Consider the following 16547-nt stretch of genomic DNA (forward strand, 5'->3'; position numbering starts at 1 on the left):
CTCACCTTGAATAAGTGCCCATGGTCACGGGCTGTTTTCCCTTTCCTCCGCCATAACGCGCAGGGCTTCGCCTTCCAGCACCTGAAGGTCAGGGAAGATTTCAGCGATTTTATTTTTCTTGATGCCGAGGAAGCCGGCCACGTCGCGGATGCTGCTGTAGTCGAGGCCGATAGCGCCGCCCGAGCCTGCTCGCCACTGGGTGGACATGCGGTTGAAAAGCAGGAAGGCCGGCCAGTTGCAGGGCCAGACCTCGACATCTTCATCATCAAGGTCGGCAGCCGTCAGCCCGAGAACACCCAACTGCTCAGCAGATGGGCCACTTTCGTACATGGCTTTGGCTGCCGATATCAGTTTCCCAGGCGGGCCTGGCTAAAAGCGCTCTGATAGGCGCTCACGACCGCTTCGGCGGTGCCATAGCACGACTTAACAAGAGCCTGGATGCTCTTGTCGTCGAACTTGTCATCAAAGCCCCAGCCAACAACGAGATCCTTGATCTGCTGCACCTGAAGCTCGGTCTCGGCCGAAACGACATCAGACAGAGTGGTGCCTTCACCGAAACTGGCGCGCATCTCCTTTCCCTTTGCGCTCCAATCATCGAACAGGGCTGCAAGTCCCGGGCGATCCCGATATTTGAAGGTGAACTCGATTTTCTCGGGCTCCTCCCCAACTACCGGGATCAACACGAATGCCTTGAATGTTGGGTTCTGGGCGATCCTGATCTTTGCCATGAGAAGTCCTTATGCGCCAGCCAGGTAGCGAAGCGAACGAGCCGAAAGCCCGATACTGATGGTGCGCGTCATGACGTTGTTGCGCTCCATGGTCGGGTCGGGTGTGATGCTCACATAGCCCGGATAGAGGATCTGATCGCCGTTACGCAGCTTCATGCGGACCACCGCCAACTCCTTGGTGTCGTCGTAGCCTTCGACGGTTTCGACGTACTGCGCCGTGGGTTGATCCTCCACCACGATAGTGATCGTGGTCGGGTTGCGGTTGGTGGGGAACTGCTTGTCGTCATCATCCTCCAGGTAGCCGACAGTTTGATACTGCTGCTCGCCGCCGGAAGATGTGAAGGACGTGACCTTCGAGATCTGCGTCCAGCCGGATACAGGAATCACTGAGCCGGCACCTGCGCCGAGGGTGTACTTGTCGGTGTTGGTGGTATTGAGGCCAGCCAAGGAAAAGGCATCGGCAGTAATCCCGGATGCTTTTACAGCGCGGTCATTGATGAGCGCCCAGCCAGAGTTGACCAGCAAGATGTCGCCCATTTCAATGCTGTGTCCAACAGATGCAGCGACTGGAGGTTTGGCATTGGTCAAGGCGGTGAATGGGACAGCAGATCCCAAAACGCTGGCGATCTCCAGCACAGCGCCGTTCGGCAGCGGGAAGCGTGCGGCCATGGTGTATTTCCTCTTGAGTGCCCGCCTGACGGCGGTAGGTTATGCCCCAGCGGGCGGTTGGTCTGCGACACCCAGATAGGTGAAGCTGGCCGGGACCGTGTAGGTCGCCGACTCGGTAATAGTTGGACCTTGATCTACTGGCTCAGTGATCAAGCCCTCGAAACCATTGCGGGCCAGTGGCGTGTCGACGCGAAACAGCCGGGTCAGTTCGTCAATAAGCGCTTCGGCGGTGACCATGGCCTGCGCAGAGGGACAGACGATGCTGACCTGATAAACACCGGCGTATTCGTAAGCCTCCCCGCTGAGATAGCGGCAGGTTGTGCTGGCCGGCAGTTGGAAGGCTCGCAGATACGTTTCAGAAGCGCTTGGTGTAAAAGGCTGGTTTGGGTAGGCCACTCGTATCGGGCGCTCAGCCGCCCATGCAGCCAGCTTCGTTTCGATGGCCTGACGGGCTCGTGCGTGACTCATACCTTGTTGTTCCTGATAGCCTCCAGCACGATCTGCTGAAAGCGAGCCACGGTTACCCTCACCATACCGCCGGGAGCCTGGGTTGAATGGCCGAACTCCAGCGGAATCGCGTAGGGCAAGTTGTTTACGATGAAAGCCGTTTCTCCGGCCTTGAACTCAATGGCGCCCGCCACAAGCCGCGCAGTCGCCTCAGCCCCTGTCGGGTCCGGGTGAATGCGGAAGCTGTTGTCGACAGAGCCAATAGAGAAATTCCAGTTCGCCCGGAAGCGGCCGCCGACATAGTCCTGACCGGCCACCAGGCCATTCACGTTGAAATTCTGGTCGCGCTCAGTCTTTGTCAGCGGCTTGGCGTATTTGACGCCGCGCTTGAGACTTCCCGCATTCGTGAAGTTCGATTCGGTCAGGTTGATGAGCGTGTTGCGGACGGCGACGTTGAAGTCGTAGTCATCGGCAGCGCGGGCATTGGATTCGCGGTGAGCGACGTTCGCGGCCCATATCTCTGGGTTGCCCACCGGCGACATACGGATGAGGCTACTGCCAATCTCGATGATGATTTCACGCAGGCTCGCGTCGATTGCTTCACTGGCCTGGGCGGCGAACTCGGCCAGGCTCAGGGCGAAGCTGCCGGATTGGGTCGCCATGTCATTTCCTCAGTTGCGCCGTCCACGTTGCATCAGCAGGGTCCGCAGACACGTTCATCACCCGCAGCCCGTTGACGATATCGCCAATGGCCGGGGCAGCCGGTACCGCCGTCGGAACGCCGGCCTCCAACACGAACAGCTCGTTTTGCAGCACCAGCAGCTTCTTGTCGCTGGTCTGGATGAGGGAGCCGTCGATTTCTTTGGACAAGTAACTGCCAAGAACGCCGCGGCCCGAGTACGTGACGGTGGTCTCCGGCGTTTCTCCACCCAGGTCGGGGTCATACTCACCCGCAACGTTGCGCACGCCTGTCACCGGTTTGACTGCGTCGGCCAGGCCATCGGGATCGTCGAATGCTTCCGCCAGTTCGGCCTGGATCTCTTCGCGCATGCCCACGGTCAGATCCTCTTCAGCATCATCACGCCGGAGCGCGTGATCCACGGAGCCAGCAGCGCCAGGGCGAAGTTGACCCCCGCCGACTGATCGGTTGAGCCCGCCACGTAGGTTTTGCTCACCGATGTGCCGGACTGGGCCGAGACCGTCTTGCTCTGCACTTCCTTCTGCGTGGCCGTGTACAGCTTGCCCGCCGCCGCCTCTTTGGCAACCTGGGCGCCGGCTGTTTTGATCTCAGCCGGAACCGGATCAGGAACAGCCCGCTTAATCTTGGCCATGAGCCAGGCATTGGCCATGGTCACAGCAAGGACCGGATCACCGGTGCCGGCCCAGTCAGGACCGAGCTGGGCGTCAACATCGGCGACGGTGATGTAATCGGTCATGTGCTTGTCCTTATTCCGCTGGCACCAGGGTCTGCAGGTCTTCTTTCTTGGCGGACGGGTCGAAGGCAATACCCTTCTCGGTCAGCCATTCTTTCAGTTCGGGGACCTTCATTTTCAGAGGGTCGGTTTCTTTGCTCTCTGGCTCCTTGCCGTCTGACACCTTGATGCCGGCCGATTGGTAGGCATCGAAGATATCCGGGGCATCGCCATCGACCACCACCTCGGTAGCGGAGCCGATGACACCGAAGAATTCGCTCAGCAGGCGGTAGCACACGCCGCGCTCTTTGCCCGGCTTGTCCGTGTAGATCACTTTCATGAGTCACCTCAAAAGCTCCCCGGCGCCGATAAAGACGCCAGGTTGTGTGGGCCGGATTACGGCGTGGTGGTACCGCTGATGACAGCAGCGAAGGGAACTTGCTTGCGGCTGAACACGCGCTGCCAGTTTGCAGCAGCTGCGTACTGAGTCGCGGTTGGGCTGAGGTTTTGAGCCTCGGAGCCTTTCCAGCTGAAGCCTGCGGGCTGGAGGATGTAGGTCTTCCGCTCCCACAGCACTTCGGCACCACCACCGTTACCGCCGCTGGGCTTCCGCTCCAGTTCTACCGGAACCTTTGGTGTGCCTTCGCCGTAACCGAAAGCGCCCTGGCCGAAGAACACGGACAGGTACTTGCCCGCGCCGTAGACCAGAGCGTCGTCCATGAACACTGGCTTGCCGAGGTAGGTGGCCAGGATGATCTTGCCGTCAGAATCACGCAGGTACTCGATGAGGTCCTGCTTGACCATCTGGTTCATCACCACCGAGTGCACGCCGATCGCGCCGAACTGGTCAGCCGCGTCGCCGGCGGTAAACGCGGCATCCTGGAAAGCGTTCGCACTGATGGTCGCGCCCGCGTCAATGACCATGTCACCGCCGTTGTTCGCGATGTTCGACGCGATGATGCCGCGAGCCGCGCCCAGGGTGTAACGCTGCCACTGGCGGGTCCAGTAGGTGCCGAAGCGGTTGCGGATCTGCTGCTGAGGCTCGCTGTTTGCCAGCTCAGCGGTCAGGTCGGTGACGCCGTAGCCTTTGTTGAGGTAGAGAACGCGGGCACGCATGCTGTCCTGGGTGACTTTGCCGACTTCGCCTTGGTCGTTCGGGTCGTCGTTGCTGATGTTCGGGGCTTCATCGGCGTTGAGATCCTGCCAGTAGCTGATCTCGGCGGTGCCTTGGCTGCCGGAGGCGATCGCATCCAGCACAGGCGAGCGGGTCACAATGCCCGACTCGTACACAGCGGTCTTTTCCGGGCTGTTAACCGGTGCCAGGGAGGCGTAGTAGTCACCGACGAAGATGTCGGTCAGTTGGGTAGTTGCCATGGATTAGGTTCCTTTGGTGGCCTGGATTTTCTTGAAGAGCTCGGGGTTGTCACGGGCGATCCCAGCGCGCTCGGTTTCCGTGTACTCGCCCCACTTTTTCGTGGCCTTGCCACCGTTGTCGCCGGTCTGCCCGGCACCCTGAGCCCTTGGCCACAGGTGTGTTGCTGTTTCACGCAGAGATTCCGCCCATTCGAGCGGCGACAGCGGGGTTTTCCCGTCCTTCCCGTAAACGACCTCGCCGTCACGGTCGGTGGCAATCGCCTCGCCGTCTTCACTGAGTTTGAAAGTGCCCCGGGCGCGCAGGATGATGTCCTCGGCAGCCTCAGGGAGCGCGCCGGCCTTGATGGCAGCAGCGCGGATGGAGTCGGCCAGGACCTTGTCGCTGTACTTGGCGGCAAATTGTTCTGCCTTATCGGCACGGGCCTTTTCGGCGGCCAACTTGGTGTCGTAGTCGGTGCGCAGGCGCTCGGTACGGCGGGTGATGACCTCGTCCAGCTTGCCCTCGGCAATCAGCTTGGTCTCTTCATCCTGGCCAACCTTGGTCAGTAGCCCTTTCACGGCAGCGATGTCCAGGCCTTCAAACTGGGACTTGAAGCCGTCCAGCTCGGTCTTCGTGGTCCGGAGCGAGCCAAGAAGCTCGGTGTTTTTGTTCTTGAGGCCCAGGGTTGCAGCCTCAACGGCTGCAGCAATGGCGGTCTGAACTGCCGGGTCTTCAAGATCAATCTGGTTTTCGTCTGCCACTTGGTGCACCCCTTGGGTTTGGTCGGCCCGCTTTGCAGGCATAAAAAAACCCAGCGTTCGCTGGGTTCTGAAACTCGCTATTCATTACTACTTCGAAAAAAAATCCGGCCCTAGCATTCTGTCAACTTCGTCGTATCCCTCTTGTCGTTCTCGCAGCTTTTCAAGCTGATCCGCCTTATGTCGCTCGCTCAGATCCCAAACAAGCCTATTCAACAGACTACTACTGACAACATGAGTAATACTTTCATGAGCAAAGTGAATTACAATCTTTAACTGAGACTTAGACAGCGAACTTAAAGCATCAAAGTAATCATCATTTAGTTGACAGTCAAGTCGCCCTTTATTGATATTTTTCGAGCTAAGTTCACTTACAAAGGGTGCTAGGAGCCAATCAGCAAAGCCTGACAGACTCTCCTTCTCCATAGCGATGAGCTGAAGAACCTCGCCACGCTCAAGCTTATGCGGAAAACTTAGCTGTAAGTTCTTCTTCTTTTCAAGCTTCGACTTGTAGGATCCTTTACCAACAATCAAATCCACATCAACAACCGTAACAGGAATCAACCCCTCAGAAACAACGCTAAGGGACCAGTCCTCAATTGCATTGTTATCAAGAACCCGAGCTTTCATTCGCTCTTTATGTCTATGCTCGTAGGATTGCCACAGAGCAAATACCACCGCAGAGAATGTAGCCAGGCCCGCGAACCATTCCCCAATCGTTCCAGTAACGGAGACATGATTGGCAAGCCAGTCAACGTTGACTACACCTACAACCATGCCCAGCGTGAAAGAAATCAAGACCATTGCAAAACTACTAATCAAGCGCTCACTCATAAATCCTCCTTGTGATAGCTTGAATGATAGCCTAGTGCCTCTACGCATTACAGTTATCGAACGACGTAAAAACCTCGCATCACTAAGTAATCGGCGAACTGCGCCCTGCTCGGCGCATAGGGCGGCGGACGCATGCGCAGCCCTGGCGTATCTCGGTTGAGCCGCGTGCGCCGGCCATTGGGCTCAGTGCAATACGTTGGCTCCTCGATCTGGAAGCCCTGCTCGACAGCGTATAACTCGACGGCCAGCCGTACCTGCCCCCATTCCAGCTCAAAGGGCACGAATGTCTCGGAAAGCGTTTGGTATTCGATCTTGCAGTCACGCCGGGGCCAGGCCATTGCCTGGTCAGGATTGGCCTTGCGCCCCTTCCACTGGCGACTGTTGATGTCGGCCGCAGCGCGCAGCAGCAGTTCGACCTGCTCAGCCTCAGCTTCAGGTATCCGGAACCCGTAGTAGTCGCGGTAGAAGGTCAGCTTCTCCAGCGGCACGAAGCTATTCGCGTCTGGCCTGCCCTTCCCGTCCTCAACGATGATCTGCATCGGCTATCTCAACCTGGTGGAGCGCCGAGTGTAACGCCTGCTCGGGTGAACATGTCAGGCTCTGCTTCCTTCAGCTGCGCCAGCGTCAGTGGCTTGAATGACTTGTCGAGCTGCAGCTTTGCGAACTTCTCCGGCGTCAGCCCGCCATCACGGAACAACTTGCCTCGGACTGGCCCGAGGGCATGGTCTTGGAAGCTCGCCGGTTGCGTTGCCAGCCACTCGTAATAATTTAGGCCGGCGTCGACCTGGGCCCCGCCGTTATCGCCCACCGAAGCGCGCGTGGCGTCCTTGGCGAACATCTCCGAAAGCCTGGTGGAGGGCACCGTGGTTGACCGGCAGTTGATATGCGCCGGCGGCAGCGGGCCTTTACCCAGGTCGAAACGCATCCCATCCAGGCCCTTGCACTGCTGAGAGGTCTTGCGATCGAGCGTCGACACCCAGCGGTAGCCCAGAACCACGTCACTGTTGGCCTTCAGCGTCTCCATTCGCGCCGTGGTAGCCACGTGCTGGATTGCCGTCTGCACCACAGCGGCAGCGTTGCGGTTACTCACCGCCAAGACGCCGTCCGTGAAGTTCTGCGCCGCGGTACCGCGAATCGCCTGGATGATCTGCGCATTGGTCTGGCCCTGGCCGAAGCCGAGCCTGATGGTGTTCGTGACGCGCATCGTCTCCGTGCGCGTCCAGCCGCTGACGAAACTCTTCAGCAGCTTTCCACCGTCGATACCTTTCACCTGCAGCGGATAGGAGAATACCGCCGCGCGGATCACCGTGTTGGTCGGCACCACCGCATCGATGGAGAGCGCATTGCTGAGGCTTTTGGCCTCAAAACTCGACTCGTAAAGCGCGATGTCGACCAGATCAGCCTGCACCAGATCACCGTAGGCCTTGTAGATCTCCAGGAGCTTGCCGTCCACCCGGGCCAGGAACTGCTCAAGGCGGTCCCGGCTGTAGGTGGTCAGCTCCTTGCGGGTGAGTTGCTCCCGCACCAGCTTGTCGATCTGGCGCAGGTACTTTTCAAATTTCTTGACCTCGCCGGCCTTAAGCCGCTCCAGCATTACCGAGTGGCGAGTCGTCTGCTCCAGCAGTTGGCTGTCCGCCTGCACCAGGTTTCTCGATGGCATCGTCTTTGTCCAAGTTGATGCCGGCCGACTCGCGCTCATCGCTGATCAGTTCGGCTTCGTCTTCGTATGGGCGCTCCGGCAGCTTGCCGGTGGTGAGGTACTGCCAGTAGGTGTCGGCGCTGATTGTGCCGGCCATCACGCCTTTCAGCAGCTCAGCGAGTACTTGGGCATCGACCACTGGGGTCACGAACTCAGGGTTCACCTTGAACTTGACCTGCTTTGGGTCGTAGCCCTTCCACTCGGCCGCATACCGCAGTCCCTGCTCCACCGCCTCTGCCACAGTGATGACGATGCTGTGCAGCGTGGCGTGCTGATCGTTCTGGCGTGTTTTACGCGCCTCGCCTGACTCGGTACCGCCGACGTCCATGACCTTGGCGCCTGCCTCAAGCGCGGCGTTCTTCTGGTCATCCATGGCCTTACGCACTGCTTCGATACCGGCGCCTTGGAATTCCAGGTAACCGCACTCGCCATTCGGACCAAGGTCCCATGCCGCCGATGGGCCGGTGACGCTCAGCTCCACCGCCTCATCCAAGCCAGAAACCCACGGCTGCGGGTGGCTGGTCTGGTGCAGTGATGTGAAGTAGTCAGCGCTCAACTGGTAGGACTTCAGCGCGGCCCGCGCCATGGTCAGCAGCGGCACCTCGTCGACGTCTGGCGAGTTGTCGGTCGAGCCGCAGTAGATCACCGGCAAGTACGGCAGGCCTTTAACCAGACGGTTGTCAGTTCCTGTTGTGCCCAACGGCGTTTCGTCCTCAACCAGCTCACCGCCTTCATTTCGCACGGCGGTGTAGCAGACCTCGTTGAGCATGAAGAACTCACGGAACACCGTGTCGCAGTCATGGCTGTAGCGATCGCCGCCCTTCTTGCGGAACTCGCGGAACACAGAAAGCACCAGGTCCTGTCGGCCGCCTTGATCAGCCGTGTCCCAGTTGATCGCGTTGCGGGTGGCGTACGTCGAGAAATACGGTTCACCGCTCTCGTCGATATTCACCACCAGCGGTACCCGGCCGTGTGAAATGGCCTGGCGCACCATGCGAAAGAACAACTGCTTCAGGCCGAAGCCGTCGGCAGTGGCATTGTCCTCCAGCCCTTTCAAGCCGCCGGGCAATTCGATCTCAGGAATAAGCCGTGAGACCAGGCCCATCATCGACCGCAGCGAGTCGCGCACCCAGTGTTCGTACTGAGCTCGGTTCGTGTAGTTCTCGTAGAGGTACTTGTTGCCGGCGCCGTCGAGCTTTTCCGCCTCGACCATGCCGCTCGGCTTGGGCAGATTGCGCTCGTTGCGCTTCACGGCGCACTCACCCTCGAGCGCGTCGTCCATCATTTCCCACTCGGCGATGTGCACGTCGTAGTCGGGGTTTGTCGATTGCACTGGCATCAGGCCAAGCCTCCAATTCGGCGTGTTCCGCCTGTGCGTTTGCGTCGGCCCATCGAGACGGCGAAGTAGCGGAAGGCGTCCGCGCCGTGCGATGACCAGTCGTGAAGTGGTTTGTCTTTCCAGCAGCCCCGCTTGTCGTCCCACTCCTTTCGGTAGTTCTCCAGACAGGAAATACCCAGTTCGCACTTGGACTCATCGAAGGCGCAGGCCGGAAGGATCTCCCGAACCTGCTCAATGCCCTCGTCGATGCCGAGCTTTGGAACAACGCTGAACTTGAGGCTGTATTTTTGCCCGTCGATCTCGTAGCCCTCCCGGGCCAGTTCGCGCCGGGTCTTGCCGTCGCTACCGAATTCGCGGTTGTCGATGTCGTGCGGGCCCCAGTGATCGCCGTACGTGTATTTGCGATCCTTGAGCACCTTCATGTAGTGCCGCAGGCCTTCACCGCTGTTCTCGTAGAAGTCGATGACGTGATATTCCTCGCCAACGATCCGGACGAACCAGATCGCCGTGGAGTCGCCGACGCCGATATCCCATATCGTGTGCACCGGCAGATGACTGTTGTCCGGTAGCGGGCCGATCCTCTGAGCGCCATACAGCTTGGTGAACTGTTTGGCGTAGTAGGTACCCTCAATCGACTGCTGGAAGGCTTCCGCCGGCAGTGACGGGTATTCCCGCTTCATGTCGTCGCCGAGAGTCTTCTCCTTGGCGGCGTACCAGGCTCGCTGGCCCGGGTTCGTGTCAATGCCGTGCTTCGCGAACAGCTCGTTGAAGTAGTCGGTCAGGCGCTGCGGGATGACAACGTTAGTCGGGTCAAGCCAGTAGGCCTTGTTATTCCACCAACTGAAGAAAAAGAACTTCCAGTCAAGCAGGCCCAGCGGGACACCAGCGAGTTGCTGGCGCTCTGCTGACTGACTGTAATCAAAGAAATACCCGGCCCTGCCCTCTGCCGTCGACTCGATGGTTACGAAACACTCAGCAGCGACAGCCTCGAAAGCACCGGTGACGATCTCCCGCGCCTTGTGCGGAAACTTGGCGCAGATCTTCCCGAACTCAGATACGTGCAGGTAGCGCAGCGTACCGCCCCGAAATGAGGTAGAGACGTAAAGCGAGCCGCCCTTACTGAACACCAGTTCGCCGGCAGCGTCGTTTCTCGCCGGATTGGCAGCGCGTAGCTCCTTCGGCAAGTTGTCGTAGGCGTACTTGACCTTTTCACGAAACAGGCGCTTCGCGTCGTTCAGTGTGTGAGCAATCAAGGCGCACTTGGCAGCCTCGAACAACGCTGCATCCAACTGCACAATGCACACCAGCGTCGTAAAGCCCAGCTGGCGAGCTTTCAGGATGATGTTCCGGGTATGCATCCCCTGGAAGTAATCGATCTGCTCCTGCGTCATGCGGAAGCGAACCTTCTTCCCCTGCTTGTCAGTGATGAAGTAAAGGTTGTTCAGTCGCCAGAACCGGTCCCGAAGCAGTTTCATGTGCTCGGGCTTCATATCAGGCGTCCTGTGATAGTTCGTCCATCATCTTCGAGATCTCGTCGGCGTCGTCCGTCTTCTCCTTCTCGTCCAGGCTGAATGCCTGCCGCTCAAGGACTTGCAGGTTCTTCATTGCAGAGGAAAGCTGAAACAAGGTCTTGGAGTTGCTGGGCAGCGCAACAGCAGCGAGCATCGAGGCCCGGCGCATACCGTTATTGTCCTCGTCAGTCGCGTCGATGATCGCGTCTTCGATCTCTTCGCGGCGCTGGATGGTGTTGAGCAAGTCATCCATCAGCAGGTTCGCGAGGTTCGTGGCTTTGCGAATGTCTCGGCGATGACTGCGAACCACCCGAGCGCCTTCTTCTGCGGCCTCTTCGATGATCTCGGCGTCAAGTTCGCAGTTCGCGCCTTGGTCGTTGCGAACCTCTCCGCGAACCAGCTTGCTTCGAACCTCTTTACGCACCTGGTCAGAAAGGTCTCTCGCCCATCCTTGAACCTTGGCTTTCTTCCGGATTGCCGTGTCGCTCACGCCTTGGCGCTCTGCGATAGTCCTGATGGAAAGCGAACCAGCCCGGTAGGCGCGTTCGATTGCCTCCCAGTCGGGTTGCTTGGTTGTCATAAATTGTCTCAGGTGCGCCTACAGGCGAGGTTGAAATAGTGGCGCGTTGCCGGTATTTGTGAAGATTCATCCACTCAGCACAAGGAAGAAGAAAATGGAGCCGAGATACAAGGTAAAGCGGAAGGTTCACGTTGAGCTAATTGGCGTCAACGGCGCCAGGAGAACGTCAAAGGCATCCCCTGAGGGTTATGGAATTTTCGACACTGTAGAAAAACGAAATCTGCCCGGCCATTACGAAAAATTGCCTGACGCAGAAGCTCATTGTGCATTGTTAAACAGAGAATCGAAAAAGCTGCTTCTTGATGACCAAAGCAGGGCTTTGCTCAACGAGATTCGAGCCTTGAACACTGACCAGCTTGGCAGGGAAATTTTTGTAGGGCTCACGCATGAAGAGTCAGAGAGGTACGTTGCCTTAAGCATGTCTACTAGACATAAATCGGCAGAAGAACAGGACGAATATCTTTCGCTTGATGAAAAGTACAATAGCCAACGGATGCAGGTTATCGGCGCAGAACATCTGCTTCGGACCGAAAACCCGCCCATCCACTGAGCGATGTTACGGCGGCGAGATCAGTTCCCGTCGTCGTCAAGCAGCACATCAATCAGCTTCTGCTCACCCAGGCGCATAGCGCCGAGGCATTGCAGGTCGTTACACTTGGGGCCGAGGCCGAACACTGTCACCTCACCCTTGGCACCGATCAGGGTCAAGGCACCTACGGTGCACTCGGGATGCTCACCGGCATCAAGGTTATCGGCAATCTTGCGCAGGGTCTTGGCGGCGTCGCGCCAGTCTTCCCGCTTGAACTCCAGAACCTTGACGGTCATTCGATCACCATTTGGTGTGTCTGTGCATGGGCATGGCCGTGGAGCAATCCAACGATCAGGCCCTGGGGGAGCCCGGCAGCCTTGGCGGCGTCCACGGCGGTAGCAATGGCCTTGTCGAGAGCGCTTACCGCTGCGTTGATGTCCTGACTCATCGGTAGCGCATGGCGCAGGCGGGTTACGTCGCCCATCAGCTGAATGGATCGGCTGGCTTGGCGATAGAGCGCACGAACCACATGAAACCTTGTTGTAAGTTCGTCTTGGCCAGTGCTAGCAGCCGCGGGTCAACGCCTTCGATCTGGCCGATCTGTTTGAACAGTTCGCCCGTGTCCGCCTCCAGCGCCTTGATGGAATTCATGCCGTCGATCTCGGACTGGCTCAGGTCGCGGTAGCCGGTGGTTTTCTTGTGCTGGTTATCCATGGGTGATTCCTCATGATTGCGCGCCACGATTTGGCGCATTCGAAAACGTGGCGCGGATTACTTGCTCTGGCTTCGGAGGATCTGCGCGTCAACCTGATCTGCGCAGGTGTCCAGCAGCCGGACCGCCTTGTCTTTCAGCTCCCACACGTCACCATTGAGGCGAAGGTCTTCATCGCTGTCGTTAATGCGCTCGCATGGGATCAGCTCAGGGGCTTCAATTCTTACGGCCTGGGTCTTTGTTACCACTACCGGCTTTGCCGCGCAGGCCGTCAGGAAGAGGCTGAGCAGCCCAGTCACGAACAGGCTTGCTGTTGCGCTTGAGGTTTTCAAAGTTCTTCTCCGCCTTCTTGGCTTTGTCCTGGCTGGCCTTGAGGCGCTTTGCCAGGTCTGCCTGGTATTCAGCATTGCGCTTTGCTTCAGCGCGCAGCGTGGTGATGGTCGCCTGGCTTTCGAGGTTGGCGTCGACCGCCTTCTTCTTCTCGCCGGCTTCGAAGGCCACCTCCCCGCGCAGGGCGACGACACGGGATTGCTGGATGCCAACGAGCAGCAGGCCGACCAGGGCGATGATGATTGCAGCAGCGAAGGCCTTCATACTGAATCCGCCTTGCGGCCCAGGAAGCGGGTCACCAGCTCGCGGATGGCAGTCACGCCGAGGAACCCAATAGTCCCTCCAGCAGCAACCGATAAGCTGGGCGGCCAGGTCATCCACTCGATCACGCTGGACGCAACAAGGCTCAGCGATCCGCAGATCAGCGATTCGAACAAGATCCGACGCTTACTGGTTTCCTTCGCGTCGTACATGACTCGAAGCAACGATACTGTGATGGCCATGATTGCGCCCTGCCAGAGCGGATTGCTCAACGCCAGCCAGATCTTGGCCCATGTGTCTGGCTTGTCAGGCATGGTAGGCATCCGGGTTGCTCCCCTCGGGGAGATTGATAGATCCGGCACCAACTGCACTCCCAGCTCGGAGCAACGGGTGTGGTGGGGCCGAAAACGAAAAGGCCCCGATCAATGTCGAGGCCCTGAATAGGTGCGCGGTCTTTCCCGCTGTCAGCCAAAGACAGTCCCAGCGTCGACGCCCCAATGCATCGATCTCGCCGTTCTTGTCTCGCGCCACCCTGGAAGCACAGTGAGGTCAGGATGCACGGGCTGCCGGTGTTATTTCCGTACGTCGCACTACCGGCTATCGACGTCCAGGCCTTCCCGAAGGCTGTCCTGGCTACAGGTGAATCAGAAAGCCGGCGAGATATCGAAGTAGTAGTCCTTCCCTTCCTCGAAATGCTCGGCCCGGTCGGCAGCCACATTCACGACGTATTCGCCGTACGGGGTGTACTTGCCGTAGATCGCATCCTCTTCCGCAGGATTGGCAGACCACACGGCGCCGAAGTGCAGGCGGGTCAGTGATTCCGTCGAGCCCTGAACAGGCCCTTTGGAGCGAAGAGTCATTTTGCAGCGGGTGATGTAGGTCATCGGTAGATCCTCGAACGTCGATTGAGCAGGAGGGTCTTTCCGGTCTTTCGCCTGCATTTTGGCAATAAAAAACCCCGCTCTAGGCGGGGCTTCATAAAAACTTTAGTCGCTTGAAGTTTGAGGGACTGGGGCCTCGTCGATGCTGATGCAGTGCTCAATATCCGTTATTTTCTTCAGTGCAAGCTCGGCCGTTGAATAAGCTCCGAACATTCTGCCCTGATAAAAAACAACCCACGCAAACTGAATATCCGCGTTGCCAGCCTGCCCTACAACCAACTTCTTGAACCGTTCCGCCAAGTCGTCGACATGCATCTGTGCCATGCCACGCAAAACCATGACGCTCTCCCAGTTTATAGTCGGAATCTCTATTTTCGACTCTGGACAGACTGAGAGCAACAAAAAGCCCGACATATTAGCCGGGCTTCGCAGTGCAACTTCCTAACGCGTAAGATCGATAGGATGAATAAATAATCTCTCATTTTCTCACTCAGTGCAACATTTTTTGGGTATCCGAACTTTGCTTGTAGCTCCGCCGATTAAAACCTATCCAGGGCGTTCCAGATTTTTGCCTACATCCTTTCGAACGGTAAAACGGTCGTATCCGGGGTATGCGCCATACGTGTGACCGGGTCTAACCTATTGGAGCGATAGGTAAATGAAGTCGTAGGTCTGCAGGGGATCTGATACCGTTTAGCCATATGGTCGTGATACACGAGGCTAATTATGGACGTAAACGCCCATTTTCCTGAGTACGAAGCAGAACGCTTAAAACGCGTTGAGGCCCTCTGCCCGCAAAATGAACAAGACGATGAAGTCTTCGAGAAAATGATTTCGATGACTTCAGAATACTTCAATGCTCCCATCGCGCTAATTTCTATTGTCGATAAGCACCGCCAATGGTTCAGGGCTCGGATTGGGATTGAAGAACACACTACACCACGGGACGTTTCGTTCTGCGCCCACTCGCTACGCGACAGAAAGCCCTTAGAGGTTTTGGACGCGCGAGATGATGAGCGCTTCAAAGATAACCCTATGGTCACCGGCCCGCCCTTCATTCGCTACTACGCTAGCGCACCACTTCTCACAAGTGATGGTTTCTCCTTGGGCAGCCTATGCATAATAGATACTTCAGCTCGAGAACCAATGAGCAAGCGAGATGCGGGAATGCTCGTTTATTTTGCTCAACTCGTTGTAATGAGGATTACAAGCTTACGCTCACGGAACTTCATTGATCAGCCTACTGGACTTTTCAATCGACTTAGATTGGAAGAAGATATCCGCATGGCAAGCTCCAGCGGCATTCAGCATGACCTTTTTGCGGTGGACGTAATATCACCGAAATTTTTGAATGACGTAGTAAAAGCACTTGGTTACAGCTTTTCTCAAAAATTAATGCTCGACGTAAAGACTAGACTTCAGTCTTTACTACCTAAAGATTATCTTCTGTACAAAATTAGTCCCACACGTTTTGGGTTTCTTTTGAAAGCTGGCGAGCCGGTCGAGCGCCTCTGCCTTGACATTCTTTCTAACTTTTGCGAACCGGTTGATTGTCAAGGAATTCCAATACCTATGCAGCCAGGCATTGGAGTTTTGAAGATCGCTGATGCAGAAGAGAGGGACTGGCTACGCCTGGTGGTAGGCGCTGCCGACGACGCCAGAGTTCGTAACTTGGGATGGACAATGTATCAGCCTGAGTTGGACGCAGCTCAGCAGCGAGCATTTGTGCTACTGAGTTCCTTGCCTGACGCCGTTCGATCTGGAAATCAACTGAGCCTAGTTTTCCAGCCGAAAATCAGGTTACCTAGCCTAGCATGTGAAAGTGTTGAAGCCTTGATCCGGTGGAATCACCCTACGCTCGGACCTATCAGCCCTGCAGAATTTATACCATTGGCAGAGAAAACTGCGTTGATGCATTCGATTACCTTTTGGGTACTTCATGCCGTAGTTTCCCAAGCGAAAGTATGGAGGAGCAAAGGTATTGAGTTACGAATCTCCATGAATGTGACTGTCAGTGATCTTGAAAACTCAAAATTCGTAAACAAAATCACAGAGTACATAAACGACGGCGCACTCCTACCCAAAAATCTAGAACTTGAATTCACTGAAAGTATGCACATGTCAGACCCAAAGGCAGTTATTACTCAGCTAGAGCGCGCCCGTGGGCTAGGCATTGATATTTCCGTGGACGACTTCGGCACTGGCTACAGCAACTGGACATACCTAAGGCAACTTCCGGTCAGTACGGTAAAACTAGACCAGTCACTGATCAGCAATCTGGACACAAACGAAAAAGATAAGAGGTTAGTTAAGACACTAATCGAGCTTGCGAGAGGGTTAGGGTATCGAGTCGTAGCAGAGGGAGTCGAGACCAAAAGTATCTTAGATCTAATTACGCCCTGGGGGTGTTCAGAGGCGCAGGGATACCTATTCACACCCCCACTGAAAGCGAAACCACTAGAAGAATGGCTGGAGCAAGGTGGTTTCAACGCGGCCATGTGAT

The 16547-nt window shown here is 57.0% G+C and carries 25 protein-coding genes; 2 read left to right on the forward strand and 23 right to left on the reverse strand.

The window, feature by feature from the left end:
• Positions 1-24 precede the first annotated feature (24 nt).
• The 16 genes from PF1751_RS18045 to PF1751_RS18120 form a co-directional block, all read right to left on the reverse strand.
• Positions 25-330, reverse strand: a complete 306-nt coding sequence (locus PF1751_RS18045) for a DUF1799 domain-containing protein (protein ID WP_044287474.1) — start codon at positions 328-330, stop codon at positions 25-27.
• A 17-nt stretch (positions 331-347) separates the two neighbouring features.
• On the reverse strand, positions 348-728 hold the full coding sequence (locus tag PF1751_RS18050) for a phage tail assembly chaperone (protein WP_044287475.1): 381 nt from the start codon (positions 726-728) through the stop codon (positions 348-350).
• Between the two features lie 9 nt (positions 729-737).
• Positions 738-1397: a phage tail protein gene (locus PF1751_RS18055; protein WP_044287476.1), complete on the reverse strand. Its 660-nt coding sequence runs from the start codon at positions 1395-1397 to the stop codon at positions 738-740.
• A gap of 39 nt (positions 1398-1436) precedes the next feature.
• The gene (locus PF1751_RS18060; RefSeq protein ID WP_044287477.1) at positions 1437-1865 is read right to left on the reverse strand and encodes a phage tail terminator-like protein; all 429 of its coding nucleotides are present in this window, start codon (positions 1863-1865) and stop codon (positions 1437-1439) included.
• Entirely contained in the window at positions 1862-2506 is a 645-nt protein-coding gene (locus PF1751_RS18065) for a hypothetical protein (protein ID WP_044287479.1), read from the reverse strand. The genes PF1751_RS18060 and PF1751_RS18065 overlap by 4 nt, the downstream gene beginning before the upstream one ends.
• A 1-nt stretch (position 2507) precedes the next feature.
• Positions 2508-2900, reverse strand: a complete 393-nt coding sequence (locus PF1751_RS18070) for a hypothetical protein (RefSeq protein WP_044287480.1) — start codon at positions 2898-2900, stop codon at positions 2508-2510.
• Between the two features lie 2 nt (positions 2901-2902).
• Complete coding sequence (locus tag PF1751_RS18075) at positions 2903-3280, reverse strand: hypothetical protein (RefSeq protein ID WP_044287481.1); 378 nt, start codon at positions 3278-3280, stop codon at positions 2903-2905.
• 10 nt (positions 3281-3290) lie between these two features.
• A complete protein-coding gene (locus PF1751_RS18080) occupies positions 3291-3596 on the reverse strand; it encodes a HeH/LEM domain-containing protein (protein ID WP_044287482.1) in 306 nt (101 codons plus the stop codon).
• 56 nt (positions 3597-3652) lie between these two features.
• The gene (locus tag PF1751_RS18085) at positions 3653-4630 is read right to left on the reverse strand and encodes a major capsid protein (protein WP_044287483.1); all 978 of its coding nucleotides are present in this window, start codon (positions 4628-4630) and stop codon (positions 3653-3655) included.
• Between the two features lie 3 nt (positions 4631-4633).
• On the reverse strand, positions 4634-5371 hold the full coding sequence (locus PF1751_RS18090; protein ID WP_044288145.1) for a hypothetical protein: 738 nt from the start codon (positions 5369-5371) through the stop codon (positions 4634-4636).
• Between the two features lie 87 nt (positions 5372-5458).
• Positions 5459-6202 carry a hypothetical protein gene (locus tag PF1751_RS18095; RefSeq protein ID WP_044287484.1) on the reverse strand — a complete coding sequence of 248 codons (744 nt, stop codon included), beginning with the start codon at positions 6200-6202 and terminating at the stop codon, positions 5459-5461.
• Between the two features lie 53 nt (positions 6203-6255).
• On the reverse strand, positions 6256-6741 hold the full coding sequence (locus PF1751_RS18100; protein WP_044287486.1) for a DnaT-like ssDNA-binding protein: 486 nt from the start codon (positions 6739-6741) through the stop codon (positions 6256-6258).
• A gap of 8 nt (positions 6742-6749) precedes the next feature.
• On the reverse strand, positions 6750-7862 hold the full coding sequence (locus PF1751_RS18105; protein ID WP_420820063.1) for a minor capsid protein: 1113 nt from the start codon (positions 7860-7862) through the stop codon (positions 6750-6752).
• Positions 7780-9240: a DUF4055 domain-containing protein gene (locus tag PF1751_RS18110; protein WP_044287490.1), complete on the reverse strand. Its 1461-nt coding sequence runs from the start codon at positions 9238-9240 to the stop codon at positions 7780-7782. The genes PF1751_RS18105 and PF1751_RS18110 overlap by 83 nt, the downstream gene beginning before the upstream one ends.
• On the reverse strand, positions 9240-10730 hold the full coding sequence (locus PF1751_RS18115) for a terminase large subunit (protein WP_044287491.1): 1491 nt from the start codon (positions 10728-10730) through the stop codon (positions 9240-9242). The genes PF1751_RS18110 and PF1751_RS18115 overlap by 1 nt, the downstream gene beginning before the upstream one ends.
• 1 nt (position 10731) lies before the next feature.
• Positions 10732-11331: a hypothetical protein gene (locus PF1751_RS18120; RefSeq protein WP_044287492.1), complete on the reverse strand. Its 600-nt coding sequence runs from the start codon at positions 11329-11331 to the stop codon at positions 10732-10734.
• Between the two features lie 94 nt (positions 11332-11425).
• Here PF1751_RS18120 and PF1751_RS18125 point away from each other — a divergent pair, with 94 nt between their 5' ends.
• On the forward strand, positions 11426-11881 hold the full coding sequence (locus tag PF1751_RS18125; RefSeq protein ID WP_044287494.1) for a hypothetical protein: 456 nt from the start codon (positions 11426-11428) through the stop codon (positions 11879-11881).
• 20 nt (positions 11882-11901) lie between these two features.
• Here the strand turns inward: PF1751_RS18125 and PF1751_RS18130 are convergent, their stop codons facing one another.
• The 7 genes from PF1751_RS18130 to PF1751_RS18160 form a co-directional block, all read right to left on the reverse strand.
• Positions 11902-12156 (reverse strand): hypothetical protein, encoded by a 255-nt coding sequence (locus tag PF1751_RS18130; RefSeq protein WP_044287495.1) that lies wholly within the window; start codon positions 12154-12156, stop codon positions 11902-11904.
• Complete coding sequence (locus PF1751_RS18135; protein WP_044287496.1) at positions 12153-12344, reverse strand: hypothetical protein; 192 nt, start codon at positions 12342-12344, stop codon at positions 12153-12155. Before PF1751_RS18135 ends, PF1751_RS18130 begins: the two co-directional genes overlap by 4 nt.
• Positions 12344-12574, reverse strand: a complete 231-nt coding sequence (locus tag PF1751_RS18140; protein ID WP_044287497.1) for an Acb2/Tad1 domain-containing protein — start codon at positions 12572-12574, stop codon at positions 12344-12346. Before PF1751_RS18140 ends, PF1751_RS18135 begins: the two co-directional genes overlap by 1 nt.
• Positions 12575-12788: 214 nt before the next feature.
• Positions 12789-13166, reverse strand: a complete 378-nt coding sequence (locus PF1751_RS18145; RefSeq protein ID WP_044287498.1) for a hypothetical protein — start codon at positions 13164-13166, stop codon at positions 12789-12791.
• Entirely contained in the window at positions 13163-13486 is a 324-nt protein-coding gene (locus PF1751_RS18150; protein WP_044287499.1) for a phage holin, lambda family, read from the reverse strand. Before PF1751_RS18150 ends, PF1751_RS18145 begins: the two co-directional genes overlap by 4 nt.
• 321 nt (positions 13487-13807) lie before the next feature.
• Positions 13808-14047, reverse strand: a complete 240-nt coding sequence (locus PF1751_RS18155; RefSeq protein ID WP_044287500.1) for a hypothetical protein — start codon at positions 14045-14047, stop codon at positions 13808-13810.
• 102 nt (positions 14048-14149) lie between these two features.
• Positions 14150-14383: a hypothetical protein gene (locus PF1751_RS18160; protein WP_044288146.1), complete on the reverse strand. Its 234-nt coding sequence runs from the start codon at positions 14381-14383 to the stop codon at positions 14150-14152.
• A 387-nt stretch (positions 14384-14770) separates the two neighbouring features.
• On the opposite strand from PF1751_RS18160, the gene PF1751_RS18165 reads away from it, so the two are divergent.
• A complete protein-coding gene (locus PF1751_RS18165) occupies positions 14771-16546 on the forward strand; it encodes a sensor domain-containing phosphodiesterase (RefSeq protein WP_044287501.1) in 1776 nt (591 codons plus the stop codon).
• Position 16547 lies beyond the last annotated feature (1 nt).

Source organism: Pseudomonas simiae (genome assembly GCF_000934565.1).
GTDB classification, from domain to species: Bacteria; Pseudomonadota; Gammaproteobacteria; order Pseudomonadales; family Pseudomonadaceae; genus Aquipseudomonas; species Aquipseudomonas simiae.

Bases quoted from the DNA above. Each gene is read 5' to 3' on its own strand.
- PF1751_RS18045 (WP_044287474.1), bottom strand. From the start codon at position 330: ATGTACGAAAGTGGCCCATCTGCTGAGCAGTTGGGTGTTCTCGGGCTG.
- PF1751_RS18050 (WP_044287475.1), bottom strand. From the start codon at position 728: ATGGCAAAGATCAGGATCGCCCAGAACCCAACATTCAAGGCATTCGTG.
- PF1751_RS18055 (WP_044287476.1), bottom strand. From the start codon at position 1,397: ATGGCCGCACGCTTCCCGCTGCCGAACGGCGCTGTGCTGGAGATCGCC.
- PF1751_RS18060 (WP_044287477.1), bottom strand. From the start codon at position 1,865: ATGAGTCACGCACGAGCCCGTCAGGCCATCGAAACGAAGCTGGCTGCA.
- PF1751_RS18065 (WP_044287479.1), bottom strand. From the start codon at position 2,506: ATGGCGACCCAATCCGGCAGCTTCGCCCTGAGCCTGGCCGAGTTCGCC.
- PF1751_RS18075 (WP_044287481.1), bottom strand. From the start codon at position 3,280: ATGACCGATTACATCACCGTCGCCGATGTTGACGCCCAGCTCGGTCCT.
- PF1751_RS18080 (WP_044287482.1), bottom strand. From the start codon at position 3,596: ATGAAAGTGATCTACACGGACAAGCCGGGCAAAGAGCGCGGCGTGTGC.
- PF1751_RS18085 (WP_044287483.1), bottom strand. From the start codon at position 4,630: ATGGCAACTACCCAACTGACCGACATCTTCGTCGGTGACTACTACGCC.
- PF1751_RS18095 (WP_044287484.1), bottom strand. From the start codon at position 6,202: ATGAGTGAGCGCTTGATTAGTAGTTTTGCAATGGTCTTGATTTCTTTC.
- PF1751_RS18100 (WP_044287486.1), bottom strand. From the start codon at position 6,741: ATGCAGATCATCGTTGAGGACGGGAAGGGCAGGCCAGACGCGAATAGC.
- PF1751_RS18105 (WP_420820063.1), bottom strand. From the start codon at position 7,862: ATGCCATCGAGAAACCTGGTGCAGGCGGACAGCCAACTGCTGGAGCAG.
- PF1751_RS18110 (WP_044287490.1), bottom strand. From the start codon at position 9,240: ATGCCAGTGCAATCGACAAACCCCGACTACGACGTGCACATCGCCGAG.
- PF1751_RS18115 (WP_044287491.1), bottom strand. From the start codon at position 10,730: ATGAAGCCCGAGCACATGAAACTGCTTCGGGACCGGTTCTGGCGACTG.
- PF1751_RS18120 (WP_044287492.1), bottom strand. From the start codon at position 11,331: ATGACAACCAAGCAACCCGACTGGGAGGCAATCGAACGCGCCTACCGG.
- PF1751_RS18125 (WP_044287494.1), top strand. From the start codon at position 11,426: ATGGAGCCGAGATACAAGGTAAAGCGGAAGGTTCACGTTGAGCTAATT.
- PF1751_RS18130 (WP_044287495.1), bottom strand. From the start codon at position 12,156: ATGACCGTCAAGGTTCTGGAGTTCAAGCGGGAAGACTGGCGCGACGCC.
- PF1751_RS18135 (WP_044287496.1), bottom strand. From the start codon at position 12,344: ATGGGCGACGTAACCCGCCTGCGCCATGCGCTACCGATGAGTCAGGAC.
- PF1751_RS18140 (WP_044287497.1), bottom strand. From the start codon at position 12,574: ATGGATAACCAGCACAAGAAAACCACCGGCTACCGCGACCTGAGCCAG.
- PF1751_RS18145 (WP_044287498.1), bottom strand. From the start codon at position 13,166: ATGAAGGCCTTCGCTGCTGCAATCATCATCGCCCTGGTCGGCCTGCTG.
- PF1751_RS18150 (WP_044287499.1), bottom strand. From the start codon at position 13,486: ATGCCTACCATGCCTGACAAGCCAGACACATGGGCCAAGATCTGGCTG.
- PF1751_RS18155 (WP_044287500.1), bottom strand. From the start codon at position 14,047: ATGACCTACATCACCCGCTGCAAAATGACTCTTCGCTCCAAAGGGCCT.
- PF1751_RS18160 (WP_044288146.1), bottom strand. From the start codon at position 14,383: ATGGTTTTGCGTGGCATGGCACAGATGCATGTCGACGACTTGGCGGAA.
- PF1751_RS18165 (WP_044287501.1), top strand. From the start codon at position 14,771: ATGGACGTAAACGCCCATTTTCCTGAGTACGAAGCAGAACGCTTAAAA.